Genomic DNA, 19,924 nt, shown 5'->3' on the forward strand with positions numbered 1-19,924 from the left:
ACGAGCTTTATTCCAGCTAAGACCATCAGCAAGCGTACTTTGGATGTTTTTGAAAAAGGTCACCCCTATTTTGCGGCACCTCTTTCTGTGTCAATACCTTATATTAAAAAACTAACATTATTTTTTGTCGTGTGCTGTGAACCGAGACCCAAGGCATTGATCTAGTAAAATGCCCACTGACAACATCGACTACGCTGCATCAAACTGCACGGAACCGCGCTCAGTATTGCGTGCCGGCGACAGCCTTGCCTTCCACGTAGCAGAGACGAACAACGCCCATAAACAGCCCATAAACGCCTTCTGAGACGCCATGTATACGCCCGGTACCAGCCGATCAATTTTCGAGCCCGCGCACCTTAGCGACGCCCTGCAAGCCAAATACAGACACACCCGCTTCCAACTCACCATCCGCACACTCAAAATAATAATCACTTTCACCGGGTAAAAATCCTGCACTTCACACTTCAGAGCCCGGGACAACACCAGCAGTTCGGCGTCGTTAACCCTGCGCAATTGGGCCAATATTTGCCCTCTATCGTGTTGAATTCAGAGCCGCATCAACAGAATACAGACCTACTGCCACAATGATGCCTGTGAGCACTATTCCAACTAATGCAATCACTATGGCCGCCATTTTTGAAATAGACTGATCAGGCTTCAGATCACCATAACCAACCGTTGTAGCAGTAATAAACGCAAAATAGATAGCATCTGATGTTCTCCATTTCTCGATGCGTCCAACAAATAATCCCAGCAAAATAATGATCATCAATAAAAACAGCAATACAGGGCTCAACACAATCAAGGCAACCCCGAACAAATGAATAAAGTAAAATGTAACCTCCATACGTAAACTCTATAAATTAAAATTTTAAGAATTAGAAAATGCCAAGAAATCCAATTAGAGCAACAGGTTTCTCCTAATCGACTATTACAAACACCTCAAGGTTCCCTAAAGAATCATTTAATTAACAGTATAACAATTCTACGAATAGCAAGCAGCTAGGTCACGAACCTCGTTGAGATGATGCTATGCGATGGCGGTCCTTTACTTATTTAAGCTCTTGCAGCCTTTTCAGCTCCTTTTCAGTTATTTGAATCATAGAGCAGTGTTTGGCTCCTTTAGGCACGTCAATTTCTATTTCCTTAAAGGTCTTAAAATCCGACGTTTCCCATGCCTGCAGGTCAAGTATTTTGTGTTTGTTCGGGTCTGCGTAGAAATACCACTTGTCACCCTCAATGAGTTTGATCCCTGCCACAGCCTCTGTGGGATGTTGCTGATTGGGGAATACATCCTTTCCTTCTCCAGCATGATCAAAGCGTTCTACGGCCGGGTTCAGGCTCTTCGATGTTACCATAAGATTGCCTTGAGGATTGGGAATTCGCCATTGCCCCACTTGATGGAACCCATAATATAAGCCTTTGTATTTTTCAATGGTCAGGTCAATGCAGTGTTTGCCATGATCGTAGTAGATTTGGGAGTCCTCCGGATTGATGTTTTTGAAGTCCTTGGTCTTGGTATAGTGCATCACCATACGCTTTTCTGTCGGATGGTTGGATGACCAATGGACATAAAAAAGCTGCTCTTCCCCACACCAAACAAACTCCGGAGCCCAGCATTTTTGTCCTCGTTTTTTAGGCATCACTTGTATAACCCCACCTGTCCAGTTAATCAGGTCCGAGGATGTCCAATGCGCTAGAGTTACACCGCTCATGCCTGTGGTATGAACCATATGATAGAGTCCCTTGACTTTTCTAATGTAAGGGTCTCTTACAAATTGATGTTTCCAATGCGGCATATCGGCATCAAGCGAGGTCCAGTTCTTGGCATCCCGGCTCGTTGCCCACAACAGTCGTTGCCCTTTATTGACAAAATAAGCCATCAGGTAAGCTGTTTTCGGCGCTGCTTTGTCAGCATTTGTTTCACAGGCAGTTTTAGATGCTACCACAGCTTGAGGCTGGGCTGTTACCGTTACAGCCAAGAAAGCCGTTAGTAAGAGAGTTGGAATCAATTTATTGTTCATGAGTGACATGGGCTCAATGATGAGGATGAATACTTCGTTTAATTCGAGTGGCTTTGTAAAAAACCGGCAAGGCTGTGCTTAATCAACGGCTTTCTTAAAGGACCCAGCGGGCAAATTGTTCGAATTGTATAGGTTAACCGTCGGGGTATCGCTCCAAGCGTATCGAACAAATTTGATTTTTTCGACCGAGCTCGATTGCACGAGGATATTGTCAACTCCAATGATCGAAGCTGTCGCTGGAGAATAAACTTCATCTTCACCAGCCACCTCAAAGATGTTTAGAGTGTTGGTCTTAAGCTTGAGGCCTTTACCAGCGTTGCTGAAATGAAGCTCGATGGCCTTACCTTTACGCATGATTTTTTTGACCTTAGGAGCATCGGCAATGAGATCTTCTTTGAAACTATATTTCCGCGCAAGCAGTGCCAGTCGATGTGCCACTTGAGGTTTATTCTGTGGGTGCACATTGCTAAACTCGCCGAGATCATTGATGACCGCCATATGAGCATCTGGTATCAATTCACTTGCCTGTTCTTGAGCCTGCCATAGTTCAGGCAATGCGGTTCGCTCATGTTTACGGTATTTGAATGGTGCTATTTGAACAAAATAGAACGGCAATTTCTCTCCCCAATTCTTTCGCCAGTGTTTTACCATCGCCTGCATTTTTGAAGTGTAGTGGTGACCATCGCCAATATTGTTCTCCCCCTGATACCAGACGAATCCTGATAAAGACATACCAGCCAATGGGTGAATCATGGCATTATATAGGACTGATCGATTATTCTTATGGAGTCTTCGACTGTTGCCTGGAATTGGCACATCAAGTTCTTCGAGGCCTGATTCCGGCGTCCAAGGTTCGATACGCGTGCCTCCCAGTGCGGCCACTATGATACCTACTGGGCATTGAAGTTCAGCCTGCATTTCAATCGCAAAGCAATACGCAACGGCACTGATATATCGCTTCGGCAGGACACCACACTGTAGCCCCTCAGGACTTGCAGCACGCCATGTGTTGAATTTGAACACATCCTTCTGAGGACTGTCGCTCATTCCGACAATCACCGATGATAACCGAATCTGGTCGTTGGTAGATTTTGCCATAATCTCAGCGCAGTCCTTGTTATTGTTGATTGGCATCTCCATGTTGGATTGTCCTGCACAGAGCCAGACTTCACCAATAAGCACGTTTTTTAAGGTGATCGTATTGCTCCCTTTAACAACAAGATTCCGACCAACGGCCTGCGCCTCTTGGGAGGGTAAAACAATCCTCCACGCTCCTTCTGAGTCAGCCTTTGTTTGTGCTTTCAACTTACCCAATTGAACACTAACACTTTCACCTACATCTGCTGAGCCCCAGATGTTGATTGGCTTATTACGTTGCAGGACCATGTGGTCTGCAAAAAACTTAGGCAGCGTAATTTCAGCACTGAGTGAACCTCCAAGCAGTGAGAGCAGGATAAAATAATAAATTTTTATTTTCATTGATTGATGAACTTTGAGCAATGGATTCATTTTAGAAATTTAGATTTATCATCAGGAATTGAGAACATTGTCTTTTTAAGTTCTTCTACTACTTCAGGAAATTGTGAGATGATATTTTGGGATTCTCCCGGGTCTTTTTCGAGGTCGAAGAGTTGATATTCATTTCCTCGTTTAAAACGTATGAGTTTCAAATCCCCCTTTAAAAGAGCCTGAGTTTTACGCTCAGGAAAATCCCAATATAAAGTTCTAGAGGAGTCGTTTAATTTCTCACCCAACAGAGCGGGGAGCATGGACTGACCATCAGTTTCAGGGCAATCAACACGGGCAATCTCAGCGACAGTCGGAAGTAAATCTTGAAAAGCGACAATGCTATTGTTTACCGTTCCTGATGGTATTTTACCAGGCCAGTAAGCGATCATAGGGACGCGGACGCCCCCTTCGAACAAATCCCTTTTATAGCCTCGTTTGTCTCCATTCGAGTTGAAGAACTTCACATCATGTCCCCCCTCATGGTGAGGCCCATTGTCAGAGGAAAAGATAATGAGCGTGTTTGTGTCTATGCCATACTTCGTTAGCGCCTCTCTGATTCTTTTAATGTCGTTATCCAGATCTAGCATCATTTTAGCAAAACCTTTTTCCTGTATTGGCCACGTCTCGTTTTCGTATGGTCCATAGTTTGGAACTTCCATTCCTCGACCATGCCGCTCGCCTTCATTATTGGCATGAGGTGTATTGGGTGTGTAGAGCAGAAAGAATGGCTTCTTGTGATGAGTATCGATGAATTTAAACATCTTTTCACGGATCAAATCAGGAGCATATTGCTTGGCGGCTTTAGCGACACCGCTGCCTCGGTGTTCCTCGGGCAACTTTTGATAACGATCCAATAACACGTTATCGAGCGCAACTTCTTTACCATTATGAATGAGAAATTCAGGATAAAAATTGTGTGCATGGAACATATTTACATAGCCAAAAAACTCATCGAATCCATGTTTGTTTGGATTCGTTGGTTCAGGTGGGTGACCCACTCCCCATTTGCCAAAGTTACCAGTGACGTAACCCGCTTTTTTAAAGAGATCGGCAATGGTTACATCTGACTCCTTGAGTAGGACATGGTTATTGCCACGAATCGTAGAGTGGCCAGTGTGTTTTCCTGTCAGCAAAGTACAGCGTGAAGGAGCACAGACGGTTGAACCGCTGTAATTACGCGTGAAGCGCATTCCTGAGGCAGCTAGCCCATCCAGATTGGGAGTAGTAAGTATTTTCTGACCATAACATCCTAAGTCGCCGTAGCCAAGGTCATCAGCGAGAATGTAGATCACATTAGGCTTGGTTGTTTGTTCTTCTGCGACGAGGTTCACAGCCCCAATGGTAAGGGCGGCAAATATGATTTGGCTAAATTTCATCAAGAGGTTGTTGATGTAAAATGTTAAAAACCAACTCTATTTGAGACTCACGCAAGAATATGAAACAAATAGATTAGTTTCACCATAATAATGATCTATGATAGGTGCCATTTAGTTTTTCTTGAGGTATTCAAGAAGATCTGTGACATCTTGAGCCTGAAGGCCCAAGTTTTTAACTGAAGGCATGATTGAGTTTTTCATGTTCTCGCGCTTCTTGATGTCTTTCACTGCAATGGCATGGTCGTTACCACCTAGATCCTTGATTAATAAAGGGTCGGCATCGACCACCAGAAAACCAGACAATGTTGTGCCATCTTTCTTTTCTACCGTGACCGTTTCAAAGCCAAATGAAATCGCAGAGGATGGATTGATCATTGAGTCCAGTAAGGCGGAGCCGTCAAATTTCTTACCGATCCCGGTTAAGTTTGGCCCTAGATCTGTTCCTTTGTCTCCAAGCTGGTGGCAACTAGAACAAATGGCTCTACCATGAAACAGTTTCTCTCCATTAGCAACGTTGCCTTTCAGCTTAAGCAGTTTGTCGATAGATGGCAGAGTTCCGTTGTCTGCGCTCAAGTGCTTAGATAGGTCAAAGGCCTCTTTAGGCACCTCATTGCTCTTTAGTTTCGCCATTAGGTTATATGACTTCCAGCTTGAATAACTCTTGTTCTTAACCCACCAACTTGCATCTCTTTTGGTATCTTCGGGACCGACGAGTGCCATTTCAAGCATTGCTAGTGCAGCGGCCTTGGAGTCAGCAAACGCCATGGCTGTCAGCATCCGCTTGCGAGCCGTTAAACTTAATTGTGTCGACATCGCGCGCTTGCGAAAATCGGCCACTGCAGCAGGCTGGTGGAGTCTCCATGCGATACCTTCAAAGCGATCGTCCCACTCTAGAGCTGGAGCTCCAATTTTTGAACGCAACAGAGCATACATTTGTTGTTCCTTCTTGGCGCAACCTGTTCCAAATGCTTCCAAATACCAGCGGTCTTCACCGTCATATTGTTCTGCAATTCGAGTTAAAATTGCCTTACTCTTTTGGAAGCTCTCGTTACGCATCGCCAGTGCGACTTCACGTCGAACCGCGGGAGATTTATCATCCACAAGTTTTTCACAAAGCTCGTAAAACTTATATCGCTCTCTACGAAGTGCGCGGAAAGCGACAATACGGGTTTGGACATCAGAGCTATCGAGTAGGGCTTCGACTGCTTTTTTTCCGTCATCGTTAATTTGGCTTAAAAGCCAAGTAGCCCTTGCTCTGAAATAATGATTATCTGCGGTCAGCATCTTCTTGAGAGCTGGTACAGCCTTGGCTCCAGCATCTTTCAGAGCAATGAACCCTAGCGCCCTGACGTTCACGGCTGGACTCTTGAGCGCTTGGACCATCCCCTCTATCGATTTTAAATCGAATTCAGGATTATGTGGCTTGAATCCCTTGGGTGCAATTCGGTAAATCGTGCCACTACCAGTTGCATCAGCCATCTTGTGCCCCCCCACTGCTGGGTCAAACCAATCAGCCACATAAATCGCGCCATCAGCTCCGACGGCGACATCGGATGGACGGAACCAAAGTGATTTGGAACTTTTTTTATGGCTGTTAAAGAAGCTGAAATTCTCCAGTGTAAACCCTGCCCCTCTAGGAGCTGGGTAATAGCCGAGGATCTCTCTATTTGCCGATTCGGCACTCAAAATCAGACCTTCGTATGCCGGGCCTAGGGCTCCATTTTCGTAAAAAGCGATTCCTGTAGGTGCTCCTCCACCATAGACATCTCCGGCCGGGAGAGTCCCTGGGTCTTCTTGCCTCCATTCAGCAATTTGGGTACTCTGTCCAGGACGGCGGTCAGCCTTCCAACTACGGGTGCCATCTGCGGAAGAGAAGCCTGCATTACCGTATTCCATTAGCCAAGTCGTACGGCATGCTGGTGGGTCATCATTGTCATTTTGAAACACATCACCATAGGAGCTGACTGTCTGCTCATAGCTATTCCGGAAGTTATGTCCTATCACAGTAAGACCTGTCCCATCAGGCTTTGCGCGACAAGCGAAACCACCAACATACATAAAACCATCATCAGAGATTTCTCCAGTTTTGTTCTTCACGCCGCCTGTGTAGGAGGACCCAACACGGATCACTTTACCACTCTTATCCTTCACCTCTGAGTATCCAGCATTCCCTTGATTGAAGTAATACTCCCCATCTGGTCCAAACGTAACTGAGTGGAGGCTGTGATCGTGATCCTTACCGCTAAAGCCGGTCAGAAAACTCTTTCGCTTATCGATGGCAGGATCGAATCTCGCATTACCATCCACATCCGTGTACATGATCAATGACGGTGGCTGTGAAACAATCACCCGGTTCCCTATGACTGCGACTCCAAGAGGAGCTACAAGTGCCTTATCTTGAACAAAACAATGGCTCTTGTCAGCCTTGCCATCGTTATCAGTGTCTGTGAGCACCATAATACGGTCCCCTTCTGGATGCTTTACATCCATTTTTTTGTTTTTAAAAACTCGATATTGAACACCTTCTGCCACCCAGATTCTACCCTTGGCATCGACATCCATATTGGTTGGGTTATAGAACATGGGAGATTGGGCCCAGACTGTAACTTCCAGATCACCTTCAACGTTAAAACTTTCAGGCGGCAAACTTAAGATTTTTTTCGGTGTTTTATCATCGACTTCAAAGACAACTGAACCTTTTCCTCCTGATGTTGGTGATAGTGCCCCGGTAGCTTTGAATGTGTGGTAGCCCTTAGGTATCTCATAAACAATCGTTGAATGGGCATGAGTCCCAATCGAGTTTCTAATCTTGCGACCACTTAACTCGATATCTGTATTTCCTGAGCTCTTAGCAACTCTAACTTGGCCATATCCGGCGTCAGCTGAAAGCCACCTTAATTTCGTAAGGGCTAACTCTCCTTTCGGTCCAATGAGTCTGGGGTTGATCCAATTAGCATGGTCATAATTGAGACCTCCCGTTGCCTCATCAACAATCAGAACTAGGTTTTTCTTACCCTTGATATCAACCGTGATATCAACCGTCTCATCTTTGGTGAGCGTCTTACTCCGAAACAGAGCATTACTGCTATTTATTTTTTTGTTCTGATTGCTCTGTTTCCGCTGTTTGCGTTCGAGTTTAGTGTTGAAGTGCATCTCTTCCTTGGTGGGTGTCTTTGTCACAACTCCATCCTTAGGCACTTTGATTTTAGCCAACCAAACGATTGCATTGAGAATCAATTTACGGAACTCATCATTCTGCCAGTTTGCATGATAATGGCCACCGGTAAAACCGAAACCTCGACCACCGTCAGGACGTTCAACACACCAAAGAAGTGTTTCTTTTTGGCCTGCGGCATCGACAATATGCTTCATAGCACCACGAGGTGAACTTGTCTTACCAGAGCGCGCAGCTTCGTCAGGAATTCCTTGAAGTACGGCCGTATGCTTCAGAGTGTCAGACCATCGCATATTATAATACCACTCATCTTTCAGCTTGAAGCCTTTGCAGCCTGAACAAATTTCATGTTCTTTATTCAATAGCGCATCACATACCCAATGAGGATTGGTTGAAAAGCGTGTCTCATAATGCCCCCCAATCCATTTCTTAAACATATCCCCCTTTTCACCAGGGGCGACGTCACAGGCGAAGTGCATCACTGCAAGCCCCATGCCACGAGAAACAAGCTCATCCATCTTCTGAAATCTGTTATTCAGAGGGTGACGTTTCAGCCCGTCAGAATAGATGACTGTGGCGGCTGCATTTTTAAAAATATTTTCGTTTTTAGGCCAATCATTCTCAACAAGAATAATATCGAGTTGATCCCCCATGGCTTCCTCCAGTTTATTCTTGAGTAGAGTAAACCCCGCTAGAAACTCATGCGCCCCGTGGGCATGACTGTCTGCACCAGCGATAAATATGATCTTTTTTTTCTCCGCGGCAGAAAGATGCCAGGCTGAAAGGCAAAAGAGTATTAGCAATAAGGAGTGTATTTTCATGCTGTTATTTTTTTTGCAAAGTTAATCGATTGCTCACAAAGCTGAATTTTATCGCTAAACAAGTTGCGCCATACATGGGCAACTTCTGAAAAACCTTCTACATCAGAAGCAAAGGCCTCAATCGCAATCCCCCCTTTGTAACCCAAACCTTTCAATGCCTTGGTAGTAGATGACCAATCAACTTGGCCTTCTCCTAATGTCGCGCGATTGCTCTCAGAAAAATGAATATGGTTAAACAAATGGCCATATAGCGTGAACGCCTCTTCAATCGATTTTTCCTCAATGTTTGCATGATGAGAATCATACAGAATTCCTACATTTTCTTCATTAATAAGCTCTAGATAGGAAGCACAGTCTTCGCAGCAATTGAGTAGTTTGATTTCAAATCGATTCAAAAATTCGATACTCAAAGAAACTCCTCTTGAAGCTGCATACTGGGCCACCTTCTTTAATACCTTGGCCGAGTTCATCCGGGCTTCTTCAACCGTAGAAGGATTATCAAAATAACCATGAGCTGCAAAAAGTGGTCCCACTAAGAGATGGGCACCTAGCTCTACGGTCATGTCGACAACCCATTTCAAGTGATCTTCTGCTGCTGCTCTGACGACCGGATCAGGGCTAGCAGGGTCTTTATCCACAGACATAGCTGTCACAGTGCTACAGCTCAGCCCTGCCTCCCTGATTTTCTGAGCCATTACACGATAATATTCGGCATTCCCTTCGGATATTGGGACTTCCACCGAGGTATACCCTAAATTTTTTAATTGCCCGAACAGGGGAAAGTGTTCTTCTGTGACCTGAGTCGTCCACAGGAGCATATTCATTGAGAAATCCATCATACGAAAAATTGTTTTAGATGCTAATTACTGAGCCGTCTTCGCTTTGATCTCCTTAATGACCGCTTCTGGCACTTTAATGATACAGCCGTGTCGAGCTCCCTTAGGTAACTTAATAAGTTTACTAATATCTTCCCATTTCTTAAAATCTTTCGTCCGCATTGCTCCAAACTTGTGAGCACGATACATATCGTAATAAACGATCCATTGGCCGCCTACCTCGATTGGCATTGGCCCCTCGACCCAGCTTGGGGTAAAGGCTTTCACCTCTGTCTTCCACGGCCCTTGCAAATTATTTGCCGTCGCTACACGTAGATTTTTCTGGGCTTTCGGGTATCGAGTTTCATCTTTTAAGATCATAACCCATTGATCACCAACTTTACGAATTAACGGGTCAATTACGCTAAATCCCGGTTCATAAAATAACTTGGTATCACTGTAGGTTTTAAAGTCTTTTGTCGTTACAGCATAGGTCCGGTGATCGTACCCTTTCTCACAGCTTTTTTGAGTTTTAGGGAAGCGATCTGGAATAGTTGAAGACCAATAAATCAAATACTCTTTCGTTTCATCATCCCACAGAATTTCTGGGGCCCAACAATTACGGGTCGTTGGTTCATGTTTCATCACAGGAAGAAATGACTGCTCAGACCAGTTGACCAGATCCTTGGAGTGTGCAATACCTATCCCTTGCTCTTTCCAACTACTTGTCCAAACCATATGAAAAACACCATCCGGTCCTTTCACGATTGAAGGATCTCTCATCAACTTCCCACCTACCTTCGGAGTTAAAAATGAGCGATCACCGTTGAGCGCATTCCAGTGCAGAGCATCTGTGCTCGAAGCTAAATGCAAACCGTCTTCGCCATTCCCTTTGAAATAGGCTAAAAGGTAATTTTCCGCCTGCGCTGCGGAAAACATGGATATTGCTCCGATGCTTAATATAATACGTCTAAATGTCATAAAAAAAATGGTTAAAGTGTTAAATTGGTGTAATACTAGTTCAGTATCCCTAAGAGATCCTGCAGAATAATAACCTTATTGAGGCACTTACAATACAGCTTCAGGTTTACAGTAAAGACCCCCTAGAGAATAGCCCGTCTCGTGGTGGTCGTTATGATGATCGAGAAAAATTGCCAACTGAAGAGCCATACGCAAAAATCCGGACATATTCTATGGAGTGAGATAATGCCGCCACAAATTTTACAGACAATCGTACACGTGTCGCACGCCAATTGAACCGAATTATCATTTCAAACCCGCTCCCTTTGCTGTGAGCGGTTTTTTTTTACTGTTGCTGTAGCCGAAAGGGCACAGCGAACACTAACAAGTGTAATAGGAATCCCCCTTTATTGGTTGGCACATGCAACCGTTACTACCTATGATCTTTGCTGAGCTACTCGGGTGATATATCCTTAAAGCCCTTCAGCTTCATTCTTCCGCTCTCCGTGTCGTGATAGAAAAACTCATACACACGCTTGTTCCCAGGGTGGGGCCATAATCCAGCACCCACACGGTGCCATTCATTACCGATGAAACAATGAGCATACATACTGCTGTGATTTGTTTTGTTGACAGGAGGATTAGTGATAACTTTTGTCTTACCTGCTTTAATTTTTAACGACTTACCTTCAAGAGTTAAGCGCATAAGATTTTTACTAAGATTCACACACTTGACGGCCCCTTTAGGAAAACTCTCGATGGAATCATCTAAGACCAAGGCTCGATGTGCAGCCTCCTTGGTTTTCCCAGGAAATACGACAATAAGGGCTCTTTTAAAACTCAGAGGTATTTTCACTTGAAGCAAGGCTTTGTCACTAGGGTCTTCGAGTAACGGCTCTTTACATACAGTCACTAGATTCCCCTTGAGACTGAGCATGAAACGTTCATGATTTAAGTATTTTTTAAACTTTGCTTTGATACCAGCAACTCCGGGGTCAGCTAGAGGATCATGCAAGTAAACTTCACGAAAATCACGAGCTTGGCAAAACATCAAACACCTTACCGAAACAACTCTTATTGGTTTTTCACTCTCAGCAACCAAGGAAGGCTTACAAATAAAGAAAATCAAGCATAGTAATATATACGTTCGTTTCATAATAGTTAGAATTATTATTGATCAAATTTCATCCGCAGAAAGCCATCGGAAATGAGTAATCACAAACCGACGGCCAAACCTCTCGTTAACACTACTCGACAGTTGAGTGATTGGAGTAGATGGGTGATCTGATGAATCCACAAATTGAGGTAGGCGCTGTACTGTAGCTTCACACCATGCACGCGCAACAACATCCCCCTCACTGTTTCGAGAGTCACCGTATGTGCGTATTTTGAAGGTATCTCCGCGCACTGAGATCACACTCGATAACGGGCCCAACAAATCGGCCTGAGTGATCGCAACGGGAGATCCTTCTCCACTTTGGCCTTCCAGAGCATCTGTATTTTTGAGGCCTATTTTATCATGATTTGCTATTTTCTGTAGATTGACCTCGATTGAATCATCCGCTGTTAAACCATTAATTCCAGAACGATCAATAGCTTTCTGCAGCACTCCCGAGAGTGCATGAAGACCACTTGCATTGCCAATTCTTCGATTAACAAATTCACCAAGACTTTGGAAAGGAGCCTTATCTCTTTCACCACGAAGTCGCAGCTCAATCACGATACTCTCAGCAAGCAATTTGATTTCACCATCATCTAACGTGCGGAACCCTGCCCAGCGGATGGCACCAGCCAGATCAGCAGGTGGTTGATTCCCTACGTCTGGATCTCCCGCAAGGGGAAGGCCCATTCTGGGAAAAGCAGTACGATCATACATTTCATACGATCGATTCGACCAACCAGTCACAGCCTCGTCTCGGAGTGACATTAATATGGCCCTCCATGCATCTACCGAATCGGAATTTACATTAAACATTCCGGAAACCATTAATTCAGCAGAAAGACCTCTTGATGCACGAACGTCTGACTCTAGAACTTCAGTTACTCTTTGTGACACATCCATACTTAAAGAGGGCGCGGCCACAAGACGTCTATTTAGAGTTTTACCTTTACCTTCAACAAGTTCGGTCAAGACCTCTTCTCGGGACCGTTGCTGTCCTGCATAGTCAGCAGTCTGATCCACGATAGAGGAAAAATAGTACCCGTCCCAAAGTAGATCATTGAGCAAGTAGGAATGATCAAGATAAGCGTGATTAAATGATACCTCACCTCCTGATGAGGCAACCTTCGAAGACTCAACCATGGGGGGGGCATATGAATTGCCAAAGGGATGGGTCACTCGGGGTAGAGTTCGGCCGCTAACTATGTTGGAATGTAATAGCTCCCCCATGGAAGCACAAGGCCCCAGAGGAAGGCGGTGCATAGGAACATGAGATACACCTTTAGCTGCCGTGGCACTTGCGCCGTAGAAACCTCTGTTTGTCTGAGGGTCGATTTCAATACCGGGAAAATCACTGAAGCTACTCATCTCTCGCAACTGTACGTCGTAGCTCTGATGAATCATACCTACATTGGCTGAATTCTGTATTCCGCCTTCAACAACATGATTATTATACAACCAAGGTTTTGTTGAGTTCTCTTCATCAACAGTCGTTTTTGCAGTCATCGTCAATATAGCAAAAGGACTCTTTCCTCCAGGGGTATTATCGTCGTTGCTCTGAAATAAATCCCCTACTCTAAATTCACGTTCTATGACTGGCTCATCAGGGGTCTGACTTAACTCCGTCTCAACATCAGAAAACTTAAATTCAAACCGGCGTAACAAATCTTCATCATGTGAAACCTCATTGCCTGACAGAACATCCACCATGAAGTCAGGTCCACGTCCCGCACCTAGGCGTTTACCTGGTTTCACTTCGACTGTAAAAGTATCCGATTTTTTCATGCCAAACCAACCACATCTGGCATAGTAACCTCTTTCAAAAGGGTAAACCGTAGCTTGTGGTCTACTATTTAATTGGCCTAAGTGATCGGTACAGAGCCCTGCTCGGGTATTCCAGCCAGGAACACAATGAACCCCCATTTCACCGAGTGGACCATATTGCTTGCGAAAATCTTTTTCTGTCACATACATTGCTGTTTCAGTATCGAAAAAAGCACGCGGCTCAAAAGTGTCCCCCTGATAACCTGCGACTTCCAGACCCCATGTCCAATCATCTTCTACATAGGGCGAGAATACCTTTACCTCACCAGGTTTAAGAATGATCTGTTCTCCAGGCTGATCACCAGTATCCTTCTCTGACAAAATCAAATTAAAGTATTTGCGGGCAAAAGGGTTTCCTTGTTGCTCAAGCTGAAACATGGCAAGACCGCTGAATCTACCATATTCAAAATCCGTCCTCACATAGGCATCATTTTTCTTAAATCGAAAAACCACCGGTGGATCCCAAATCCGGACCCTCATGTAGGGCATCCTTATTTCTACGTCGTAAGGATTATGTAGTGTAACCACTGGATCATAACAGAGCATTGGAACACCATAGTTTTGATGACCCCTTGGGTTTCCGCTAACATCATAGAAATTCTTTCGCCCCGCGGTTAGCAGCTCATGAGATACCATCGAAAATACCATTTGAACTTTTGAAATCACCGGAAGAAGCCTGACCCGATCCGGCGCATCTGCAAATTCTTCGTATTCCTCCTTAGATGCAAATGGTGTATAATCGGACTCATCCAACGTCACCTGAGGTTGTTTATTCGCTACGTTTTGGACACGTTTGTAGAGTTCATAATAACTTTTAAGACTACTCCATCGAGGGCTTCCTTGGTCCTCAAAGTATAGTTCATCAGTGGTATCCACCCCCCTGACATCGGTCAAAAGCGAAGAGGGCGCAATGGATGACTCAAAAACAGAACTTAAGTCGACTTTTAATCCACCGCGGGCTACATCGCAGAGAACACCGAGCGAGGATTCAGTCAAATCGTGTAACCTCCCCGTGATCTCTTGCCGCCCATCTGGACCAGTCAACAACACAGAATTTCCCATGGTAACACTTGCCTTTTGATGATCTAAACCACTCAACTTAGGAGATAATGCATCTACACGCACTCTTGCTGGTGCAACACGGTTGATAATACTTGGTCCAACAGCACTACCTACCTGATCTTTCTTATTGAGCCTAATACTGGCCGCCATACTTTGGTCCATTACAGCCCAGCCATAACTTCCACCGGAACGATTACCATCCACATTCACAAGCTCAACTTTGACTCCGGGATCAGAGTATAATTCTGATGGCGAACGATTTAATGGCCCCAAGGTATCTGGATTCACTACCCATTGCCAGTCATCACCAAAATCACCAGCAAGATCCGAGTTCACCATATCTGGATCAGCTTGATCTTCATGTTTTTTTGTGGATTTCAGCCACTGTTGAAACCCATCAGCCTTTTCACTATAGTTTGGACTGCCAGACAAAGATGGCTGCCAGCGCCATGAGTCCCATACACCTAATGCATTTGGCTGAGCTGAGTTCATATCAACAAATGATGCCCTCGCTGTAACTGCCCGATCCACCCCCAGAGTCTTCTGAAGCTCTCCTATCGCTAACATCAAGGCCATGCGTGCATTCGCTTTCGCCTCATATTGAGCAGCTTGATGATTCGAGGCTCTTAATTCCACTGAGGAGAGGCTCAACATGGCAAGGGCGATCATTACTAATAGAACCATCACACTGACGGTAGCTATTAAAGCAAACCCGCCATTCGATCTTTCCAAATGTTTGCTATTTTTCATGATGCGTGAGAAGTAAAAATATTACTAATCGTAGTTGTCGCTGCTCAACAAGGTCCCTATTGACCTATGCTAAATTTATGAATCATTGTATGTTTGTATGTTTCACCAGGCTGAATAACACTATTAGGAAATGATGGCTGGTTAGGACCGTCAGGAAATTTTTGAGTCTCTAGGCACAAACCTGTCCTATGTTGATACTTCATTCCGCCTTTACCACTCACAGTGCCATCCAGAAAGTTGCCACTATAAAACTGAATCCCAGGCTGATCAGTGAATATTTGCATTTTGCGTCCCGATTTAGCGTCATAGAGAGTTGCAGCAAGCTCGACTCCTTGACCATCTCGTAGAACCCAACAGTGGTCGTAACCCCCGCCAAATTTCAACGCCTCATAATCGTCATTGATGCGTGATCCAATACGTTGCTCCGATGTAAAATCCATGGGGGTTGAAATCACAGATTCTCTTTTACCTGTAGGTATCAACCCAATTGTCGTTGGTAAATACTGCTCAGCCTCCAGCTTTAATGTATGATCAGTAATTGGCTTCGATGGGTCACCAGACAAATTCCAATAACTGTGATGGACTAAATTAACTGGGGTCTCTTGATCCGAAGTGGCCTCAGCTTCCCAAATCAATTCATTTTCATCGGTCAGCCAATAGGTAACTTTAATATCTAGATTGCCTGGATAGCCTTCCTCTCCATCCGGAGATCGATATGCAAATGTAACTCCCTGCGCTCCTGGTTTCTGTGTAACCGAAGCTTTCCAGAAAACTTTGTCGAATCCGACTTTACCACCATGTAGGTGACATTCAATCCCTCCTGGATCGTTATTTTTTGCCAGTAAGTATTCTTTTCCAGCGAGGCTAAACTTGCCCTCCGCGATTCGGTTGCCATATCGACCTACAGTGGAACCAAAATAGCTCGTGTTTGAAAGCCAGCCCTTGAGTGAATCATAACCTAGAGTTATATCTGCAAGCTTTCCGTCCCGATCCAGAGCCTCAAGAGACACCAGAGTAGCTCCATATTCCATCACCACGGCTCTCATACCGTGTTTATTGACCATCGTATACTTGGTGACCTCCCGCCCGTTGATGACACCATAAACTTCCTTAGTGACTTCTAAATTCGGCTGTGCGGGGGAATCTTGGCGATCACCACAAGATGATAGTATTAAACTGGCGCATAAACCAGCCAGTGGCAGGGATGTAAAATATTTGTTTCTCATAGTCGTTATAGATTATTAATTTGCAGCGGCCTCGACGGAATAAAACACAGATTGAACCTGTTCCGAATAATCCTCATCCGTAAATGATGTCATTGAACCTTGAATCGGGATGGGGGCTGATATAGGAACCCAGTTCACCATGTCATTCGAGCGATAAACCACAAATTCTGTACCAGGAACAAAACCTGCTGTTTTCCAACGGATCACTATATCCTGGTTTTCACGATCAATTTGAAACGAATCAATTTTAAACCTGCTATTTGCATCGGTTGGGTCTGTTCCTATCGCAATTTCTTCAGCGTCACTTTGACCATCCTTATCAAAATCTGTCTCGCTTGGAGAATCATCGGGGCCGGCAACATCGTCTAATCCTTCGATATCATCGCTCGGACTAAAATTAATAATTTTATATTCATCAACATCAGAAAGACCATCGTCATCATGATCCCTTGGTGCAGGCGTTGCATTCGAGCCATTGGTGTAATGCGTAGCCACCTCCTCAGCTGTAAGCACACCCTTCCATAGCCTTAACTCATCAAACGAGCCCACAAACCCACTATCCGATGTCCAGCGCGAACGTCCTAAATAGTTGGTTACATCAGCCATATCGGTGATATCAAAATGCGGGCTGAGATCCTTATCAACTTCGACGCCATTGACATAGAGAATCACTGCGTCATTTTCACCGTCCCAGGTCAAAACCAAATGAGTCGGTTCAGTCAACGAACTTGTAATTGCTGCAGATTCGCCCAAGCGCTGTTCAATATTTGTTGTACCCTGTTTATATCCAGCAATTAGGATATCTGTATTGGTGTGAGGTGATGCAAAAATGTAATAGCCATTACTACCACTGCCATCCGAGCCCTCTCCAAAATCGAAAAACCTCTGCCAAGCGGCATCACTGGTCACGCCGGCCCATAGCTCGATAGATATATCATCACCAAGGTTCGAAATCAGGTTAGCTGGTAAGGCTACATGATCCACATTGGCTCCAGTTTGTGATCCGTCATTCCCCAGCTCCAACTGCCCACCGGAAAAACTGCTTCCCCCAGTGATGTTTACTAACGTTCCATCCTCAGCTCCTATGGAATCGTTCACGTCACCATCGAAATTATAACGATGACGCATCACGGCTGGCTCCCCGACCGGAATAGGTGGAAAAAAGATGGCATCAAACTCAGATGCAGGCATGGCAAACATGGTGCCATGACGAACCCCGGATGGCATGGTCAGCTGATTCGTCTTTTCAGTCCAGTTGACCAAATCACTGGATGTCGCAACTCCGTAATATCCCAGTCGATAATAATCCCAATAAAGAAACCACGTATCTCCCAGTTTTGCCGCACTTGGGCCCTCCGCCCAGCCTCCGCCAGCAGCGCCGCCAAAAAGTGGTGCACTTGCGGGAATAGCATACGGTCCAGACTCGTTAATTGACGTTGTATAATGGAGCGATTTACCAGGATCACGTTCATCTTTGACGAACATACCGTAGGTTCCATCACCGACTTCAATAATCGATGCGTCAATGACATCCCAGCCTGGCTCATAGAATAGCTCAGCTTGTGTAAATGTTACAAAATCTTTGGTTGTTGTTTGATATTGGCGACCTTCGCCATTGAAGGTTCCGGTCACTCTGGATGACCAAAATATGGTATAGTGATCGTTAGATTCATCGTAAACCATTTCCGGAGCCCAAACATTTTCAGCGTTGGGAACACTACCCATCACATCCAGTCTCTGTGGTTCGCTCCAGTTGATCAGGTCATCGGAAAAAGCGTAACCCATATCCGTTCCTGACCAGTTGGTGGTCCACACCATATGGAATTTCCCATCCTTGCCTCGGGTGATATGAGGGTCACGAGTCAAAGTTCCTTCATCTGGAACTAGCACCACATTGCCGTCGTTAAGCTCTGTCCAGTTCAAGCCATCACGAGAATAAGCGAGATAAACTCCATTTTGACCATTACTGCGAAAAAAGCTGAAAACCAATACGTCTTGAAGGTCGGGAGGCGTGCTCGTACTGCTATTAGGGTCAGTTCCATAAGCGATCTCTGCCTTATCTCTGCATCCGTCGTCATCCGAGTCGTCTGATACAGGTGAAGTTGCATCACCAGGGGCATCACTCCCAGGAGTAAACGGCTGACGTAAAACACCCAAAAGAAATGGATTTAAACGGCCTGACACCTCATCACCATCTTCTAGCCCATCACCATCACTATCTTTATCATTAGGTCTTGAACCTAATTGAAACTCAGTAAGATCCGAAACCCCGTCCCCATCAAAGTCACCAGTTCCAGAGCCCGGCCCAGATCCTGCATTCCCCCCATTTAGATCATCCAATGAACTTATACCAGCAAAACCCAACTCCCAGAAATCATTAATCCCATCACTGTCACTATCGAAATTTTGTAAAAACTGGCTTTCGGGCAACGCTACATTACTAATCCGTATGTCATCAATGTACCCGCTTAACCTATCTGCATGGAGATTCTTATACAATCCACGCCCCACTGAGATTGCCCAAGCGTCAGAGCCTGAAGTTCCACTCGTATAAGCAGGAATTGTCTTTGCCGTGGCACTGCCAACGAGTTGACCATTCAGAAATAACTTCATGGTATCGTCTGATGCATTGTTAACGGCCACCACATGATACCATGTATCAACAACAACGCTCTGGCTCGATATAATCTCGGTGGCACCCACAGCATCCGTGATTAAGATTCTCACCTTATTGGCATTCGTCTTTTGAAAGTAAACGGGAGCTAAATAGCCGTATTCACCATCCATTCCCAAAATCGTAACATATCTCCCCATGCTGCCGTTCGAAAACTTCACGGCAGCCTCAATTGTCCAATCTTGAAGAGCCCCGACGTCCTCCCCGCTCAGCTCGAGCCCACCCAGTGTCATGAGACCCGCAGCGCTAGCGCTAGCATTCGTTACACTTCGTGTGGAGCCAACCTGATTATAGGCTGGAACATCATCGCCATGATTGACACCGTAACTGCCAGCTCCCCATGCGGACAAATGGTTTCCATTGCCAGAAATATCTGCAGCCGCCGACTGAAATACCCCATTAGCGGTTGTATGTCCATAGCCTCCCCCTGATACAACACTAGCGTCGACCAAGTCTTGCTCAAAATTCCAGTGCGCAATTGTCTCAGCCTGAACTGATGAGACAAAGCCACACAGAATAAAACCCAATACGTATTTACAAAGCATACGA

General features: G+C 45.1%; 11 protein-coding genes. All 11 read right to left on the minus strand.

What is annotated here, in order from left to right; genetic code table 11:
• Window positions 1–532 precede the first annotated feature (532 nt).
• Window positions 533–847: a potassium channel family protein gene (locus tag HW115_RS08270; protein WP_178932154.1), complete on the minus strand. Its 315-nt coding sequence runs from the start codon at window positions 845–847 to the stop codon at window positions 533–535.
• A 205-nt stretch (window positions 848–1,052) separates the two neighbouring features.
• Window positions 1,053–2,024, minus strand: a complete 972-nt coding sequence (locus tag HW115_RS08275) for a glycoside hydrolase family protein (RefSeq protein WP_178932155.1) — start codon at window positions 2,022–2,024, stop codon at window positions 1,053–1,055.
• Window positions 2,025–2,102: 78 nt separating this feature from the next.
• The gene (locus tag HW115_RS08280; RefSeq protein WP_178932156.1) at window positions 2,103–3,533 is read right to left on the minus strand and encodes a sialate O-acetylesterase; all 1,431 of its coding nucleotides are present in this window, start codon (window positions 3,531–3,533) and stop codon (window positions 2,103–2,105) included.
• Complete coding sequence (locus tag HW115_RS08285) at window positions 3,530–4,909, minus strand: arylsulfatase (protein WP_178932157.1); 1,380 nt, start codon at window positions 4,907–4,909, stop codon at window positions 3,530–3,532. Before HW115_RS08285 ends, HW115_RS08280 begins: the two co-directional genes overlap by 4 nt.
• Before the next feature lie 111 nt (window positions 4,910–5,020).
• Window positions 5,021–8,905: a PVC-type heme-binding CxxCH protein gene (locus HW115_RS08290; protein WP_178932158.1), complete on the minus strand. Its 3,885-nt coding sequence runs from the start codon at window positions 8,903–8,905 to the stop codon at window positions 5,021–5,023.
• Window positions 8,902–9,744, minus strand: a complete 843-nt coding sequence (locus HW115_RS08295; protein WP_227021378.1) for a sugar phosphate isomerase/epimerase family protein — start codon at window positions 9,742–9,744, stop codon at window positions 8,902–8,904. Before HW115_RS08295 ends, HW115_RS08290 begins: the two co-directional genes overlap by 4 nt.
• A 24-nt stretch (window positions 9,745–9,768) precedes the next feature.
• Complete coding sequence (locus tag HW115_RS08300) at window positions 9,769–10,701, minus strand: glycoside hydrolase family 43 protein (protein WP_178932159.1); 933 nt, start codon at window positions 10,699–10,701, stop codon at window positions 9,769–9,771.
• Window positions 10,702–11,134: 433 nt separating this feature from the next.
• The gene (locus tag HW115_RS08305) at window positions 11,135–11,836 is read right to left on the minus strand and encodes a hypothetical protein (RefSeq protein ID WP_178932160.1); all 702 of its coding nucleotides are present in this window, start codon (window positions 11,834–11,836) and stop codon (window positions 11,135–11,137) included.
• A 21-nt stretch (window positions 11,837–11,857) separates the two neighbouring features.
• On the minus strand, window positions 11,858–15,475 hold the full coding sequence (locus tag HW115_RS08310; RefSeq protein ID WP_178932161.1) for a hypothetical protein: 3,618 nt from the start codon (window positions 15,473–15,475) through the stop codon (window positions 11,858–11,860).
• A gap of 56 nt (window positions 15,476–15,531) precedes the next feature.
• The gene (locus tag HW115_RS08315) at window positions 15,532–16,701 is read right to left on the minus strand and encodes an aldose epimerase family protein (RefSeq protein ID WP_178932162.1); all 1,170 of its coding nucleotides are present in this window, start codon (window positions 16,699–16,701) and stop codon (window positions 15,532–15,534) included.
• A 15-nt stretch (window positions 16,702–16,716) separates the two neighbouring features.
• Complete coding sequence (locus HW115_RS08320) at window positions 16,717–19,920, minus strand: LamG-like jellyroll fold domain-containing protein (protein ID WP_178932163.1); 3,204 nt, start codon at window positions 19,918–19,920, stop codon at window positions 16,717–16,719.
• Between the last annotated feature and the right edge of the window lie 4 nt (window positions 19,921–19,924).

It is taken from the genome of Oceaniferula marina (assembly GCF_013391475.1).
GTDB lineage: Bacteria > Verrucomicrobiota > Verrucomicrobiia > Verrucomicrobiales > Akkermansiaceae > Oceaniferula > Oceaniferula marina.

What these genes read in the sequence shown, in the direction of transcription:
- HW115_RS08275 (WP_178932155.1), bottom strand. Translation starts at nt 2,024, where the DNA reads ATGAACAATAAATTGATTCCAACTCTCTTACTAACGGCTTTCTTGGCT.
- HW115_RS08315 (WP_178932162.1), bottom strand. Translation starts at nt 16,701, where the DNA reads ATGAGAAACAAATATTTTACATCCCTGCCACTGGCTGGTTTATGCGCC.
- HW115_RS08320 (WP_178932163.1), bottom strand. Translation starts at nt 19,920, where the DNA reads ATGCTTTGTAAATACGTATTGGGTTTTATTCTGTGTGGCTTTGTCTCA.
- HW115_RS08280 (WP_178932156.1), bottom strand. Translation starts at nt 3,533, where the DNA reads ATGAATCCATTGCTCAAAGTTCATCAATCAATGAAAATAAAAATTTAT.
- HW115_RS08290 (WP_178932158.1), bottom strand. Translation starts at nt 8,905, where the DNA reads ATGAAAATACACTCCTTATTGCTAATACTCTTTTGCCTTTCAGCCTGG.
- HW115_RS08295 (WP_227021378.1), bottom strand. Translation starts at nt 9,744, where the DNA reads ATGATGGATTTCTCAATGAATATGCTCCTGTGGACGACTCAGGTCACA.
- HW115_RS08300 (WP_178932159.1), bottom strand. Translation starts at nt 10,701, where the DNA reads ATGACATTTAGACGTATTATATTAAGCATCGGAGCAATATCCATGTTT.
- HW115_RS08305 (WP_178932160.1), bottom strand. Translation starts at nt 11,836, where the DNA reads ATGAAACGAACGTATATATTACTATGCTTGATTTTCTTTATTTGTAAG.
- HW115_RS08285 (WP_178932157.1), bottom strand. Translation starts at nt 4,909, where the DNA reads ATGAAATTTAGCCAAATCATATTTGCCGCCCTTACCATTGGGGCTGTG.
- HW115_RS08310 (WP_178932161.1), bottom strand. Translation starts at nt 15,475, where the DNA reads ATGAAAAATAGCAAACATTTGGAAAGATCGAATGGCGGGTTTGCTTTA.
- HW115_RS08270 (WP_178932154.1), bottom strand. Translation starts at nt 847, where the DNA reads ATGGAGGTTACATTTTACTTTATTCATTTGTTCGGGGTTGCCTTGATT.